12 protein-coding genes and 1 tRNA gene are annotated in these 13,900 nt (G+C 69.1%); 2 read left to right on the top strand and 11 right to left on the bottom strand.

What is annotated here, in order from left to right; translation table 11 throughout:
* Nucleotides 1-95: 95 nt before the first annotated feature.
* The 4 genes from ACFULQ_RS26320 to ACFULQ_RS26305 form a co-directional block, all read right to left on the bottom strand.
* Nucleotides 96-168 (bottom strand) — tRNA-His (locus ACFULQ_RS26320).
* 76 nt (nucleotides 169-244) lie between these two features.
* The gene (gene orn / locus ACFULQ_RS26315; protein WP_037819210.1) at nucleotides 245-847 is read right to left on the bottom strand and encodes an oligoribonuclease; all 603 of its coding nucleotides are present in this window, start codon (nucleotides 845-847) and stop codon (nucleotides 245-247) included.
* A gap of 148 nt (nucleotides 848-995) precedes the next feature.
* Nucleotides 996-2,225: a GlxA family transcriptional regulator gene (locus ACFULQ_RS26310; protein ID WP_383547927.1), complete on the bottom strand. Its 1,230-nt coding sequence runs from the start codon at nucleotides 2,223-2,225 to the stop codon at nucleotides 996-998.
* A gap of 386 nt (nucleotides 2,226-2,611) precedes the next feature.
* Nucleotides 2,612-2,917: a hypothetical protein gene (locus tag ACFULQ_RS26305; RefSeq protein ID WP_383547925.1), complete on the bottom strand. Its 306-nt coding sequence runs from the start codon at nucleotides 2,915-2,917 to the stop codon at nucleotides 2,612-2,614.
* Nucleotides 2,918-3,263: 346 nt separating this feature from the next.
* On the opposite strand from ACFULQ_RS26305, the gene ACFULQ_RS26300 reads away from it, so the two are divergent.
* Complete coding sequence (locus ACFULQ_RS26300) at nucleotides 3,264-3,791, top strand: universal stress protein (RefSeq protein WP_030314189.1); 528 nt, start codon at nucleotides 3,264-3,266, stop codon at nucleotides 3,789-3,791.
* Nucleotides 3,792-4,012: 221 nt separating this feature from the next.
* On the opposite strand, the gene glmS is transcribed toward ACFULQ_RS26300, so the two are convergent.
* Nucleotides 4,013-5,830, bottom strand: a complete 1,818-nt coding sequence (gene glmS / locus ACFULQ_RS26295) for a glutamine--fructose-6-phosphate transaminase (isomerizing) (protein ID WP_383547922.1) — start codon at nucleotides 5,828-5,830, stop codon at nucleotides 4,013-4,015.
* A 12-nt stretch (nucleotides 5,831-5,842) separates the two neighbouring features.
* Nucleotides 5,843-6,100: a hypothetical protein gene (locus tag ACFULQ_RS26290; protein WP_383547935.1), complete on the bottom strand. Its 258-nt coding sequence runs from the start codon at nucleotides 6,098-6,100 to the stop codon at nucleotides 5,843-5,845.
* Nucleotides 6,101-6,286: 186 nt separating this feature from the next.
* Here ACFULQ_RS26290 and ACFULQ_RS26285 point away from each other — a divergent pair, with 186 nt between their 5' ends.
* On the top strand, nucleotides 6,287-7,849 hold the full coding sequence (locus ACFULQ_RS26285) for a fibronectin type III domain-containing protein (RefSeq protein ID WP_383547919.1): 1,563 nt from the start codon (nucleotides 6,287-6,289) through the stop codon (nucleotides 7,847-7,849).
* 18 nt (nucleotides 7,850-7,867) lie between these two features.
* Here the strand turns inward: ACFULQ_RS26285 and ACFULQ_RS26280 are convergent, their stop codons facing one another.
* The 5 genes from ACFULQ_RS26280 to desA all read right to left on the bottom strand — a co-directional run bounded on the left by ACFULQ_RS26280 (nucleotide 7,868) and on the right by desA (nucleotide 13,882).
* Nucleotides 7,868-8,755 carry a DUF4429 domain-containing protein gene (locus tag ACFULQ_RS26280; protein WP_383547916.1) on the bottom strand — a complete coding sequence of 296 codons (888 nt, stop codon included), beginning with the start codon at nucleotides 8,753-8,755 and terminating at the stop codon, nucleotides 7,868-7,870.
* A gap of 106 nt (nucleotides 8,756-8,861) precedes the next feature.
* Nucleotides 8,862-10,634 (bottom strand): IucA/IucC family protein, encoded by a 1,773-nt coding sequence (locus ACFULQ_RS26275; protein WP_383547914.1) that lies wholly within the window; start codon nucleotides 10,632-10,634, stop codon nucleotides 8,862-8,864.
* On the bottom strand, nucleotides 10,631-11,182 hold the full coding sequence (locus tag ACFULQ_RS26270) for a GNAT family N-acetyltransferase (protein WP_383547911.1): 552 nt from the start codon (nucleotides 11,180-11,182) through the stop codon (nucleotides 10,631-10,633). The genes ACFULQ_RS26275 and ACFULQ_RS26270 overlap by 4 nt, the downstream gene beginning before the upstream one ends.
* The gene (locus ACFULQ_RS26265; protein WP_383547908.1) at nucleotides 11,179-12,456 is read right to left on the bottom strand and encodes a lysine N(6)-hydroxylase/L-ornithine N(5)-oxygenase family protein; all 1,278 of its coding nucleotides are present in this window, start codon (nucleotides 12,454-12,456) and stop codon (nucleotides 11,179-11,181) included. The genes ACFULQ_RS26270 and ACFULQ_RS26265 overlap by 4 nt, the downstream gene beginning before the upstream one ends.
* Nucleotides 12,440-13,882, bottom strand: a complete 1,443-nt coding sequence (gene desA / locus ACFULQ_RS26260) for a lysine decarboxylase DesA (RefSeq protein WP_383547905.1) — start codon at nucleotides 13,880-13,882, stop codon at nucleotides 12,440-12,442. The genes ACFULQ_RS26265 and desA overlap by 17 nt, the downstream gene beginning before the upstream one ends.
* Nucleotides 13,883-13,900: the final 18 nt, after the last annotated feature.

Here is a 13,900-nt window from a genome sequence, read left to right as displayed (position 1 = left end):
GCGCCGCCCCGTGCCGGCGTGATGTCCGGATCCCGCCGGTCGCACCGCCCGTGACCCGGCACCCTGTCTCCAGGGTCACCGGCTGAGGTGACGAGGGTGAGTGACGGGACTCGAACCCGCGGCATCCTGGACCACAACCAGGTGCTCTACCAGCTGAGCTACACCCACCATGTTCGGCTGTCCGGGTTTCCCCGACCGGCCGAGAAAAAGTGTACAGGGTCCGAAGGGGTGCTCGCGCCAGGGTTTACTGCGCAGGCAGGACGTGCTTCGCGGCGATCGTCTTCGCGGTGTCGGAGTCGGGTCCGGGCTGCGGGACGAAGATCGCCTCGCGGTAGTAGCGCAGCTCCGCGATGGACTCGCGGATGTCGGCGAGGGCGCGGTGGTTGCCGTTCTTCTCCGGGCTGTTGAAGTAGGCCCGGGGGTACCAGCGCCGCGCGAGCTCCTTGACGGAGCTGACGTCCACGATGCGGTAGTGGAGGTAGTCCTCCAGGGTGGGCATGTCCCGGAGCAGGAAACCGCGGTCGGTACCGACGGAGTTGCCGCACAGGGGGGCCTTGCCCGGCTCCTTGACGTGCTCGCGGACGTAGGCGAGGACCTGCTCCTCGGCGTCGGCGAGCGTGGTGCCGCCGGACAGCTCGTCGAGCAGTCCGGACGCGGTGTGCATCTGACGCACCACCTCCGGCATCGTCTCCAGCGCCTGGTCCGGCGGCCGGATGACGATGTCCACACCGTCGCCGAGGATGTTCAGCTCGGAGTCGGTGACGAGGGCGGCAACCTCGATGAGCGCGTCGTCGGACAGCGAGAGGCCGGTCATCTCGCAGTCGATCCACACCATGCGATCGTTCATGCGACCACCCTAAAGCTGGCGTCCGCTTTTGGGGTGACCGGTGTCGGGGTCGGCGTACCAGGGGGCTGCCCTGGACCCCCGCTTCGGCCTGAACGGCCTCGTCCTCGAACGCCGGACGGGCTGAAGTGCCCGCCCGGCGTCGAGAAGGTCACGCTCCGCTGCGCTGGCCCGGAAGACCCACCCGGCCGCCCACGTACAGCTCGCGGCCGTTCTCCGACGGCGGACCCACGGGGGCCGGGGTGCGTCGGGTCTGGAGCGGTACCGGACCGCCCTCCGGGTGCAGCTGCACCGGCGGGCTGGGTGCGGGGCCCGTGGGGCCTCCCACCGGACCGTCGCTGTCCACCACCGGCTTGTCGCCCTGCGGGCGGCGCGCCCGGTAGGCGGCCCGGTAGGCCGCCGGGGACGAGCCCAGCTGCCGCCGGAAGTGTCCGCGCAGCGCCACCGGCGAGCGGAAGCCGCAGCGCCCCGCGACCTCGTCCACCGAGTAGTCCGACGTCTCGAGGAGCCGCTGCGCCTGGAGCACCCGCTGGGTGATCAGCCACTGGAGCGGGGCCGAGCCCGTCAGGGAGCGGAAGCGGCGGTCGAAGGTACGACGGCTCATGTACGCGCGCGCGGCGAGCGTCTCCACGTCGAACTGCTCGTGGAGGTGCTCCAGCGCCCAGGCGACGACCTCGGCGAGCGGGTCGGCGCCGATCTCCTCTGGTAAAGACCTGTCGAGGTAGCGCTCCTGACCGCCCGAGCGGCGCGGCGGGACCACCAGCCGGCGGGCCAGCGCGCCGGCCGCCTCGTTGCCGTGGTCCGTCCGCACGATGTGGAGACAGAGGTCGATTCCGGCCGCGGTACCGGCCGAGGTCAGTACGTCGCCGTCGTCCACGAAGAGTTCCCGTGGATCGACGTGCACCGACGGATAGCGCTTGGCCAGCGTCGGCGCGTACATCCAGTGGGTGGTCGCGGGACGGCCGTCCAGCAGGCCCGCGGCGGCCAGCACGAAGGCGCCGGTGCACAGGCCCACGATGCGGGCCCCCTCTTCATGCGCCCGGCGCAGTGCGTCCAGCGCCTCCTCCGGTGGCGGAGAAGTGATCGAGCGCCAGGCCGGCACGACGACCGTGCCCGCGCGTGAGATCGCTTCCAGGCCATGCGGCGCGGTGAGTTCCAGGCCCCCTGTGGTCCGCAGTGGGCCTTCCTCGCCGCCGCACACCAGCAAGCGGTAGCGCGGCACGCCGGCGTCCTGGCGGTCAATCCCGAACACCGACAGCGGTATGGAACTTTCGAAGATGGGGCCGCCGCTGAACAGCAGCACCGCGACGATCTCCTTGCGGCGTCGCCCGGAAAGCTTCCGGGCCGCGGCTTCCGGCGCGGCAGTGGAGTCGTGGCTCATACTGCTAAGCCCCCCTCGGTGGTCGCGGCGCCCCTAACTTGTCGGGCATGTCGCTCCAGCACGTTTCCCCTCGGTCCGGCACGAGTCCCCCGCCATAAGACGTCAAGATCGAATCTACTGTGTCCCGTGGTGTCGGCGTGACCAGTTCGTCATCCGGCACATTGTCGACTTGGCAACTTGGCGTAAAGCATTCGATCACGAAGCGTTGCACTCACGGGCCGTGCAGGGAAGTGCGCCTTGTGGCAGTGGCTAATCCACGTAGGGTGCGCGCGACCCCCAGGACCCTATTCGTGCAGGTGGAACGGGGGTTGGGGGGTGGTCGGGGCAAGGGACACGCCCAACGCGGAAGTTGGCTGAAAAGAATCGTCGCGGTGCATGGAAACCGGTCAGCCGACCGGTGTATTTCCCCCGGTGTGACGACCGCCTCGACGGGCCCCGGTGCCACTCCTGTGACGGCGGCCACGGTGGGGCGCCCCTTCCCGCCCGTGCAGCCGGGCCGCGCCGCGTTCCGACTGGCGCAGGAGAATACGGCAGACGGCCGTGACGGCGGCGAGGCCGAGCGCGGTGCCGGTGGCGCCGGCGAGCGAGGTGCCGTACCAGACCAGCACCACGGGCACGAGGACGCAGCTGAAGGCGGCCCAGCGGATCACGTCCGTGCCGGTGTCCTCGGAGGGCGGTCGGTGTCCGGTCATCGCATGCTCCCTGTGGCGTCTCCCCGCGGCGTGGCTCACGCATTCAACGCGTGTTCGACCCGTCGGTCACTGTGTCGAGGGGCCGTCCGGGGTCCGGGCCGGGGCCCGGAGGCGGGGCCGGAGCGCGAATCCTGTGCAAACCGCCTGTACAGCGCAGCAACCATTGCGTTACGGGCGCCCCCTCGTGCATGCTCCCTGGAACCCCCACAGTGCGAGGGCGGGATCTGGGCTAAGGAGGCGTGGCGCCGTACCCTTGGGGGTATGGGGCGGGAAAGACGATTCCCGGACACAGCTCCGCCGCACAGGGCCGTCCCTCCCATACAAGGATCACAACGCCGAGACAGCCATGGCCGGTCACGAATTCTCCGAACCAGCGGACCGCAAGCGGCCCGTCGCCGATCCCACGGCGGCCGAGCCCCTGGCGGCGGAAGAGCCACGCCATTCCTGCGACCCCGCCTTCAAGCACGGCGTCGTCGTCGGGTTCGACGGCTCCACCTCCAGCGAGCGCGCCCTCGCGTACGCGATCGGCATGGCGCATCGCTCGGGCTCGGGCCTGATCATCGTGCATGTCGCCAACCGGCTGCCCACCACCGTGTGGGCCGGCTGCGAGCCACCGGTCTTCGTCGACGTCCCCGACCACCGCACCGAGGTGCTCGGCCTGGAGCTCGCCTGTGCGGACTACCTGGCCGAGGTGCCCTGGATCCTCGTCGAGCGCGGCGGCGACATCTGCCACGAACTCGAGGAGGTCGGGCGGGAGTACGAGGCGGACGCGATCGTCGTCGGCTCCACCCACGGCATCGTCGGGCGCATCTTCGGCTCCGTCGCGGGGCGGCTCGCCAAGCGGGCGAAGCGGCCCGTCATCGTCATTCCGTAACGCGCGGTTCGCCCTGGTGAGATGGGTGAATCTACTCGCGCGTAGACGTGTTTGCGCCCTTGTGAAGGGCATATAGCCGTCATGGGCTGCCGGCCGGGGCGTGACGGTCACCGGCCAAGTGGCAGTCGGCGCCGGTGTATTGGGCGGCTCCGGCGCGATCGAACGGACCCCCCGTGCGCGGTGGCGCCACGAGGGGTCCGTCCCTTGTGCGGGAGCGGCGCCTACTCCACCGTCACCGACTTCGCGAGGTTGCGCGGCTTGTCGATGTCCCGGCCCAGGGCCAACGCCGTGTGGTAGGCGAGGAGTTGGAGCGGGATGCCCATCAGGATGGGGTCCAGCTCGTCCTCGTTCTTCGGGACGACGATCGTCTCGTCGGCCTTCTCCTGGTGCTGGTGGGCCACCGCCAGGATGCGGCCGCTGCGGGCCTTGATCTCCTCCAGGGCGGCGCGGTTCTTCTCCAGCAGGTCGTCGTCGGGGACGATCGCGACCGTGGGGAGGGCGGGCTCGATCAGCGCCAGGGGGCCGTGCTTGAGCTCGGAGGCCGGGTAGGCCTCCGCGTGGATGTAGGAGACCTCCTTGAGCTTCAGGGAGGCCTCACGGGCCACCGGGTAGCCCCGGACGCGGCCGATGAAGAGCATCGAGCGGGCCTCGGCGTACTGCTCGGCCAGCTTCTTGATGTGCTCCTCCTGCTCCAGCATCTCGGTGATCTGCGCGGGCAGCCTGCGCAGACCCTCGATGATCCGCTTGCCGTCGCGGACGGAGAGGTCGCGGGTGCGGCCCAGGTGCAGGGCGAGCAGCGCGAAGGCCACCGTGGTGTTGGTGAAGCACTTGGTGGAGACCACGCACACCTCGGGGCCGGCGTGCACATAGATGCCGCCGTCGGCCTCGCGGGCGATCGCCGAGCCGACCACGTTCACCACGCCGAGGACCCGGGCGCCCTTGCGCTTCAGCTCCTGGACGGCCGCGAGGACGTCGTAGGTCTCACCGGACTGGGAGACCGCGATGTAGAGGGTGTCGGGGTCGACGACCGCGTTGCGGTAGCGGAACTCCGAGGCGGGCTCGGCGTCCGCGGGGATGCGGGCCAGCTCCTCGATCATCTGGGCGCCGATCATGCCCGCGTGGTACGAGGTGCCGCAGCCGAGGATCTTCACGCGGCGGATCTGGCGGGCCTCCCGGGCGTCCAGGTTCAGGCCGCCGAGGTGCACGGTGGAGAAGCGGTCGTCGATGCGGCCGCGCAGCACACGGTCCACGGCGTCGGCCTGCTCGTGGATCTCCTTGTGCATGTAGGTGTCGTGGCCGCCCATGTCGTAGGAGGCGGCCTCCCACTCGACCGTGGTGGGCTCGGCCGTCGTACGGGTGCCCTCGGTCGTGTAGGTGCGGAAGTCGTCGGCCTTGAGGGTGGCCATCTCGCCGTCGTCCAGCGTCACTATCTGCCGGGTGTGGGCGACCAGCGCGGCGATGTCCGAGGCGACGAACATCTCCTTCTCGCCGATGCCGAGGACGACCGGGGAGCCGTTGCGGGCCACCACGATGCGGTCGCTGAAGTCGGCGTGCATCACGGCGATGCCGTAGGTGCCCTCGATCACCCGCAGGGTGTCGCGGACCTTGTCCTCCAGCTTCTCCGCCTGGGAGCGCGCGATCAGGTGGACGAGGACCTCGGTGTCGGTCTCGGAGAGGAACTCGACGCCGTCCGCCTCCAGCTTGCGGCGCAGGTCGGAGGCGTTGTCGATGATGCCGTTGTGGACGACGGCGACCTTGCCCTCGGCGTCCAGGTGCGGGTGGGCGTTCACGTCGGAGGGGGCGCCGTGGGTCGCCCAGCGGGTGTGGGCGATGCCGGTCGTGCCCTTGAAGCGGGCCGGGACCTTGGCCTCCAGGTCGCGCACCCGGCCCTTGGCCTTGACCATCTTCAGGCCCGCCGTCTTCGGCGAGGTGACGACGATGCCCGCCGAGTCGTAGCCGCGGTACTCCAGCCGCTGGAGTCCCTCCAGCAGCAGGGGGGCGACGTCACGCTTGCCGATGTAACCGACGATTCCGCACATATATGGGTATTCCTAGCCGTAGACGATGCGGCGCAACTGCCTGAGCGTAAGCTCCGGCGGCGCGACCGCCCGGTATTTCAGATCCGCCTCGATCCGGTCGAAGATCTCCGCGTTGACCAGGCCCTGGGCCTGGAGCTCGCGGTGGCGGCGACGGACGAACTCCGCGGTCGTCTCGTCGAAGTAGGCGAGCACGTCCTGGACCACCCGCAGCGCCTCGCCCCGGCTCAGGGGCGTGGACCGCGTCAGATGATCAACGAGTTCGTCGTGCACCCGGTAGATCCTGAGGGACCGGAGCGGCTTTCGCAAGAATCCTGCCCGGTTTCGGGCAAGCGTCTGTTAATGGTCCTTGGGAGAACATTGAATCTCTCATGAGTGCCTGTTCGCGAGCTGTCCATCCTGCGTCCTGCGGTCCGTCGCCCAGGGAGACGAGTTTCAGACGCCATGGACATTCCTCGCATGGGAGTACCGGACCAGCTCGCCGAGCGCATGAGCATGGCCGAACAGCACGAGTACCTGCGCGCCAGATTCTCCCGGCGCACCATGATCAGGGGCGGTGCCGTCACGCTGGGCGCCGTCACCGGTGGCGCGTTCGTACCCGGCGCCGTCGCCCAGGCCGCCACGCCCACCCGGACCTTCGCCTCCGCCGCGACCGTCGACGGCTCCCTGGTGGCCCCCTTCGGCCGCCACCTCGCCTACGGCGCCGACGCCCGCACCGAGATGACGATCTCGTGGCAGGTCCCGGTCGCCGTCAAGAAGCCCTTCGTCCGCATCGGCGCCCACCCCTGGGACCTCTCCCGCAAGATCGAGGCCGAGGTGCGCGCCCTGTACACCCCGGCCGGTGTCGGCGTCAGCGCTGACCACACCCAGTACTACGTCCACGCCAAGCTGACCCACCTCAAGCCGGGCCGGACCTACTACTACGGCGTCGGCCACCAGGGCTTCGACCCGGCCGAGCCGCACCTGGCGGGCACCCTGGGCACCTTCACCACCGCGCCCGCGCACAAGGAGAAGTTCACCTTCACCGCCTTCGGCGACCAGGGCGTCAGCTACCACGGCCTGGCCAACGACAGCCTGATCCTCGGCCAGAACCCGGCCTTCCACCTGCACGCCGGCGACATCGCCTACGCCGACCCGGCGGGCGCCGGCAAGGCCGCCGACACCGGCTTCGACTCCCGGGTGTGGGACCAGTTCCTCGCCCAGACCGAGTCGGTCGCCAAGTCCGTGCCGTGGATGGTCAGTTACGGTAACCACGACATGGAGGCCTGGTACTCGCCCAACGGCTACGGCGGCGAGGAGGCCCGCTTCTCGCTCCCCGACAACGGGCCGGACAAGAAGAACCTGCCGGGCGTCTACTCCTTCGTGCACGGCAACACCGCGATCATCTCGCTGGACCCGAACGACGTCTCCTTCGAGATCCCGGCCAACCTCGGCATCTCCGGCGGCACCCAGACCAAGTGGTTCGAGGCGCAGCTGAAGAAGTACCGGGCGTCCAAGGACATCGACTTCATCGTGGTGTTCTTCCACCACTGCGCCTACTGCACCTCCACCGCGCACGCCTCGGAGGGGGGCGTGCGCCAGGAGTGGGTGCCGCTGTTCGAGAAGTACACGGTGGACCTGGTCATCAACGGCCACAACCACCAGTACGAGCGCACCGACGTCATCAAGGGCGACAAGGTCGTCAAGAAGCTCCCGATCGGCGAGACCGCGTACCCCGAGACCGAGGGCGTCGTCTACGTCACCGCGGGCGCCGCCGGCCGCAGCCTGTACGCGTTCACCGCGCCGGACTCCTACGAGGGGCACCTGAACGAGGTCGACTCGGTCGCCTCCTTCATCAACACCAAGGACGGCAAGGTCAACGAGACCGTCGTCTGGTCCCGGGTGCGCTACCTCAACTACTCCTTCCTGCGCGTGGACGTGGAGCCCGCCCCGCGCGGCCACTACGCCCGGCTGAAGGTGTCGGGCATCGCCGAGACCGGCGACCGCATCGACCACTTCACGGTGGCGCGCAAGGCGAAGTGACGGCCCCCGCAGGGCCGTTCACATCCGCTTGAGGATCGCCTGCTTGGCCATCGTGAACTCCTCGTCCGTCAGGACACCCGTGCGGTGCAGCTCGCCGAGCTCGCGCAGCCGGCGCAGGAGTGCGTCATGGCCGTCCTCGGCGGAGGCGACCGGAGAAGAAGGCGTTTCCGGTCGTGGCTCCCTGTTCGCCGGTACGGCGGCGGCCCGGGCCGGGTGCGGAAGCCTGGCCTGGACCGCCGCCGCGACCAGGGCCATCAGCGGGTCCTTCTTGAAGCCCCACAGCTCCACCGCGTTGGGGTCGTACTTGGGCGGGGCCTTGGTCGGGGCGTGCCGGACGGTGAAGCGCAGATGGCCGTTCTCCAGGCCGACCGCGGGCTGCCACTCCACGGCGACGACATCGGTCACGGCGAGGGTGCGGGGTCCCGCGGAGGCCTTGGCGTCCTCCGTCTTCCAGTTCCACTCCAGACGGATGTGCTCGCCGTCGAAGGCGGCGGTGCCGTCACCGGCGGACACCGCGAGGGGGACGGCGGGGCCCGGCAGCAGATAGCCGTCCACGGGGTCGGTCGGGACCTGGTCCAGGAGCAGGGCGTTTCTGACCTCGTCCACGAAGTACTCGGCGACGCCGTAGCGGTCGGACTCCACGGTCAGCTGGTAGGGGTCGTGCGGCTCGGTGAGCCGGCCGCCGGTGGCGTGCAGCAGGGGGTCGGCGCCGTCGCGCAGCCGTAGCCTCAACCTGCCTGTCTTCTTGCCCTGTTCGAACGATATGCCCGCCAACGCGCCGAGCGGGATGACGAGTTCACCCAGTGTCCTGCGGAGCAGGCCGACGTTCTTGTCCCGGCCCGGCGTCAGCCGCAGCGCGTCGCCGTCGAAGACCCATGTGCCGTCCTTCTGGAGGATTTCCGCCATGGGGAAATTCTGGCATTCGGGTCGGGGGCGGGCAGCGGACCGGGGTGGGGAAGACGGGGCTCGGGAGGACCGTACTCCCGAGCCCCGTCTGGCAGGTGGGGCCCAGCTACAGGCCCGCGATGGGATTGTTCAGGGTGCCGACCAGCTGGAGTGCGCCCGAGGGGTCCGCCAGGTCGACCATCTGCCTGTTGTTGCGCAGCTGGAGCCGGTTGAGGCAGGACAAGGCGAACTCGGGCGCGAACATGTCGTACTGCCGGAACTTGTCGGCCAGTTCGGGCACCGAGTGCTGGTAGTCGCGGGTGATCTCGGCGACCGTGCGCCAGAAGTCCTCCTCCTCCAGGACTCCCTCGGCGGCGAGGTTCGCGGCGAGGAAGCGGAAGAAGCAGTCGAAGACGTCCGTGAAGATCGACAGCAGCTTCTTGTCGTCGGGGACCTCGACCCGCAGCCGCTCCACCGTGGGCGGCAGCACCGCCTCCGGGTCCATGACGGCGATCTCCTCGGCGATGTCCTTGTAGACGGCCCGCTCGACCACGCCGTCCTTGAGGACCAGGATGACGTTCTCGCCGTGCGGCATGAACACCAGGTCGTAGGCGTAGAAGCTGTGCAGGAGCGGGGTGTAGTAGGCGCGCAGGTAGCGGCGCAGCCAGTCGGTCGGGGTGAGGCCCGACCGCTCGATGAGCGCGCCCGCGAAGGACCGGCCCTCGTGGTCGACGTGGACCAGCGAGGCCATGGTGGCGAGCGACTCGCCGTCCTGGAGGGACGGGACCGGGCTCTCGCGCCACAGTGCGGCCAGCATCTTGCGGTACGGCGAGTAGCGGTCGGTTGCGGCCTCGTACTCCAGGTGCCGGTAGCCGACGGCGGCCCGCTCGCGGATGATCGACAGGCCCGTGGACTTCAGGACCGGGTCGCCGTCGATGAGCTGGGCGAGCCAGTCGTTGATGGCCGGGGTCGCCTCCATGTAGGCGGCCGACAGTCCGCGCATGAAGCCCATGTTGAGGACGGACAGGGCCGTCTTCACGTAGTGCTTCTCGGGGTGCGAGCGGTTGAAGAAGGTCCGGATGGACTGCTGGGCCAGGTACTCGTCGTCGCCCTCGCCCAAGCACACCAGCAGCTCGCGGGCGACCTCGGCGGCGAAGGTGACGCTGAGCTTGTTCCACCACTGCCAGGGGTGGACCGGGATGAGGAGGTAGTCGGCCGGGTCGAGGCCCTTGTCGCGCAGGACGCCGTGGAAGCGCTCGACGGTCTCCTCGCCCAGCTCCTGGCGTACGAAGGACTCGTACTCGATGCCGACCCCGGCTGTGAACGCGGCGCGCGAGCGGTGGGCGGCGAGCCAGACCAGGCGGACCGGGCTCGCGGTCTCGGGGGCGTACGAGAGGTACTCGTGGACGCCGAAGCCCAGCCGGCCGTTGTTGGCGACGAAGCAGGGGTGGCCCTCGGTCATGCCGGTCTCGATGTCCTGGAAACCCGAACGGACGAGCTCGGCGACCGGGATGCGCGGCTTGGTGAGCTTGTAGCAGGTGCCCGAGAGGGTGGAGGAGATCTCCTCCAGGTAGACCGGCAGGATCTCGTCGCTCAGGCCGAGGGTGTCCTTCAGCTCGATGAAGAAGTCCAGGGCGGCGAGGGGGAGTTCGGTGCCGTCGCGGTGGCGGGTGAGGGAGTCGGCGTCGACCTGCCAGTGGTCGAGGGCACGGCGGACGGCCGTGAAGTCGTAGCGGGTCTTGCCGTCGTCGCTGCGGACGACGTACTGGTCCTTGTCGGTCTCCTCGGGCTCGATCAGCCGCTCGTGCGCGAACTCGGCGAGGGCTTTGCGGATCAGCAGGCGGTTGGCCGTCTCCCAGCGCTCGGGGGTCAGGTGGGACACGGCGTCGACGAGGCTCACGCGGACACCCCCGTGGCCGCCACGCTGTGTTGAATGTCAAAGAAGCGTTCCCGTGTGCAGAAGCTCAACAGGGCCTTCTTCTCCGGCTTCTGTATCTCGCGCTCGGGCACGAACCCGACCGCTTCGTTCAGGGCGTGGACGGCCTTGTTGGAGACGTCGGGTTCCACGACGACCCGCTGGACGGCCGGGTCCTCGAAGAGGTGGGCCATCACGGCGGTGATGACGGACCGGGTGAAGCCGTGCACGGGCGTGTCGGTGGCCGGGGTGAGGAAGTGCATGCCGATGTCACCGGGCCCCGGCTCGTACAGGCCGACCAGCTCGCGGTGGGCCGGGTCGTACTTCTCCATCAGGAACGCCGGTTCGCCGTCCGCGTCGAGACCGAGGAGCGCGTGGTGGTGCTCGTCGGCCGCGATGTCCATGTAGGCCCGCTCGACGTCCTCCAGTTTCGCGTCCTGCATCATCCAGAACGCGGCCTTGGGGTGGGTGACCCACCCGTGCAGCAACTCGGCGTCCTTCAGCGGGTCGAGGGGCCGGAACGTGAAAGTCATACCGAGAACTCCTGGAACGCGATCGTCTTCTCGACCGGGTAGTACTCGGTGCCGAGCAGCTCCCGGATGATGCAGCTGTTGCGGTAGGCGCCCATGCCCAGGTCGGGGCTGGTGATGCTGTGGGTGTGGACGCCGGCGTTCTGGAGGAAGACGCCTCTGCCCGTCACGTCGATCGCGTAGGTGCGGGACACGTCGAAGTTGCCGTGCGAGTCGTGGACCAGGCGGTCCCTGACCGGGGCCAGGAACTCCGGCTCGGCGTACCGGTATCCGGTGGCGAGCACCAGGCCCTCGGACTCGATCTCGAAGTCCTTCTGCTGCTCCTCCTGGCGGAAGCCGAGCGTGTACGTGCCGTTCTCGTGACGCGCGCTGTTCAGCGAGGAGTTGGTGAGCAGCCGGGTGGGGACCGGGCCGCCGAGGTTCTTCTGGTAGAGCAGGTCGAAGATCTCGTTGATCAGGTCGCCGTCGATCCCCTTGAACAGGCCCTTCTGCTCGGCGGTGAGCCGGTAGCGGGTGGCCTCGGGCAGCTCGCGGTAGTAGTCGATGTACTCCGGGGAGGTCATCTCCAGCGTGAGCTTGGTGTATTCGAGGGGGAAGAAGCGCGGCGAGCGGGTGACCCAGTTCAGCCGGTAGCCGTGGACGTCGATCTCGCTGAGGAGGTCGTAGTAGATCTCCGCCGCGGACTGACCGGAGCCGACGATCGTGATCGACTCCTTCCGCTGGAGCTCCGCCTTGTGCTGCACGTAGCGGGAGTTGTGGAAGAAGTCGCCGCCCAGGCCGCGCACCGCCTCCGGGTAGTGCGGGGAGGTGCCGGTGCCGAGGACCAGATGGCGGGCGCGGAAGACATCACCCGTGGCCGTCGTCACGACGTACACGTCACTGTCGTACGTCACCTCGGTGACCGAGGTGCCGAAGCGGACGCTGCTCAGCTTGTTCGCGGCCCAGCGGCAGTAGTCGTCGTACTCCACCCGCAGCGGGTAGAAGTTCTCGCGGATGTAGAACGAGTACAGCCGCCCCTTCTCCTTCAGGTAGTTGAGGAAGGAGTACGGCGAGGTCGGGTCGGCGAGGGTGACCAGGTCCGACATGAACGGGGTCTGGAGGTGGGCGCCGTCCAGGAACATGCCGGCGTGCCACTCGAAGTCGGGCTTCGACTCCAGGAAGATGCCGTCGAGTTCGGCGATGGGTTCGGTCAGGCAGGCGAGGCCCAGGTTGAACGGGCCGAGCCCGATCCCCACGAAGTCGTAGGTCTTGCTCGGGGCTTCAGGACGCGCGGTCAAGGGACTCTCCCAGGTACTGCTCGGCGTGGCCGGCGATCAGGTCGAGGACGACGGACATGTCCTCGACCGTCGTCTCGGGGTTGAGCAGGGTGAACTTCAGGTAGTGGCGGCCGCCCACCTTGGTGCCCGCGACCACCGCGTCGCCGGAGGCGAACAGGGCCTTGCGGGCGTACAGGTTGGCGCGGTCGATCTCGGCGGGGTCGGTGACCGAGGCCGGGATGTATCGGAAGACGAGCGTGGAGAGCGTGGGCTCGACCACGACGTCGAAGCGCGGGTCGGCGGCGAGCAGCCGCCAGCCCTCGACGGCCAGGTCGCAGACCTCGTCGAAGAGCTTGCCGATGCCGTCGGCGCCCATCACCCTGAGGGTCATCCACAGCTTGAGGGCGTCGAAGCGGCGGGTGGTCTGGAGGGACTTGTCCACCTGGTTGGGGATGCGTTCCTGCACCATGCGGCGCGGGTTGAGGTACTCCGCGTGGTAGGTGGCGTGCCGGAGCGTGGCGGCGTCCTTGACCAGCACGGCGGACGAACTCACCGGCTGGAAGAAGGACTTGTGGTAGTCGACGGTGACGGAGTCGGCGCGCTCGATGCCGTCGATGCGGTCCCGGTACTTCAGCGAGGCCAGCAGTCCGCAGCCGTAGGCCGCGTCGACGTGCATCCAGGCGCCGTACTGCTCGCAGAGCTCGGCGATCTCGGGCAGCGGGTCGATGGAGCCGAAGTCGGTGGTGCCGGCGGTGGCGACGACGGCCATGGGCACGAGGCCGTCCTGCCGGCAGCGCTCCAGTTCGCGGGCGAGGGCGACGGTCTGCATCCGCTTGTCGGCGCCCACGGGGATGGAGACGACCGCATCGGCGCCCAGGCCGAGGAGTTTGGCGGACTTCTTCACGCTGAAGTGGCTGACCTCGGAGGCGAAGACCCGCAGCTTGGCCGTCGTGTCCGCCTTGGCCTCCTCACGGGCGAGGAGCAGGGCCTGAAGGTTGGACTGGGTGCCGCCGGAGGTGAACACGCCGTCGGCGAACGGGCCCAGGCCGATGCGCGCGGTCGTCCAGTCGATCAGCTTGCGCTCGATCAGGGTGCCGCCGGCCGACTGGTCCCAGGTGTCCAGGGAGGAGTTGACGGCGGAGAGGATGGCCTCGCCGAGCACGGCCGGGATGACGACCGGGCAGTTGAGGTGGGCGAGGTAGCGGGGGTGGTGGAAGTAGATCGCGTCCCGGAGGTAGACGTCCTCCAGCTCGTCGAGCACCGCCGTCGTGTCCAGCAGGGGCTTGTCGAGGTCGATCGCGTCGATGCGGGGGGAGAGGGCGTCGACGGTGACGCCGGTGAACGGACGGGAGGTGGTGGCGAGTTTGGCCGCCACCCGCTCGATTCCCTCGGTCACGGAGCGTCGGTACGTCTCCGCGGTCGTGTCATTGAGCAGGTGCGAGCGCATGCTGGGGTCCTCCGGTGG

The organism is Streptomyces sp. NPDC057253, from assembly GCF_042669125.1.
Classification (GTDB): domain Bacteria; phylum Actinomycetota; class Actinomycetes; order Streptomycetales; family Streptomycetaceae; genus Streptomyces.
This window is presented reverse-complemented; position numbering and strand designations above follow the sequence as displayed.

Coding starts and splice junctions, on each gene's coding strand:
- glmS (WP_383547922.1), bottom strand. CDS start 5,830: ATGTGCGGAATCGTCGGTTACATCGGCAAGCGTGACGTCGCCCCCCTG.
- orn (WP_037819210.1), bottom strand. CDS start 847: ATGAACGATCGCATGGTGTGGATCGACTGCGAGATGACCGGCCTCTCG.
- desA (WP_383547905.1), bottom strand. CDS start 13,882: ATGCGCTCGCACCTGCTCAATGACACGACCGCGGAGACGTACCGACGC.
- ACFULQ_RS26310 (WP_383547927.1), bottom strand. CDS start 2,225: ATGAGCCACGACTCCACTGCCGCGCCGGAAGCCGCGGCCCGGAAGCTT.
- ACFULQ_RS26285 (WP_383547919.1), top strand. CDS start 6,287: ATGGGAGTACCGGACCAGCTCGCCGAGCGCATGAGCATGGCCGAACAG.
- ACFULQ_RS26305 (WP_383547925.1), bottom strand. CDS start 2,917: ATGACCGGACACCGACCGCCCTCCGAGGACACCGGCACGGACGTGATC.
- ACFULQ_RS26270 (WP_383547911.1), bottom strand. CDS start 11,182: ATGACTTTCACGTTCCGGCCCCTCGACCCGCTGAAGGACGCCGAGTTG.
- ACFULQ_RS26280 (WP_383547916.1), bottom strand. CDS start 8,755: ATGGCGGAAATCCTCCAGAAGGACGGCACATGGGTCTTCGACGGCGAC.
- ACFULQ_RS26300 (WP_030314189.1), top strand. CDS start 3,264: ATGGCCGGTCACGAATTCTCCGAACCAGCGGACCGCAAGCGGCCCGTC.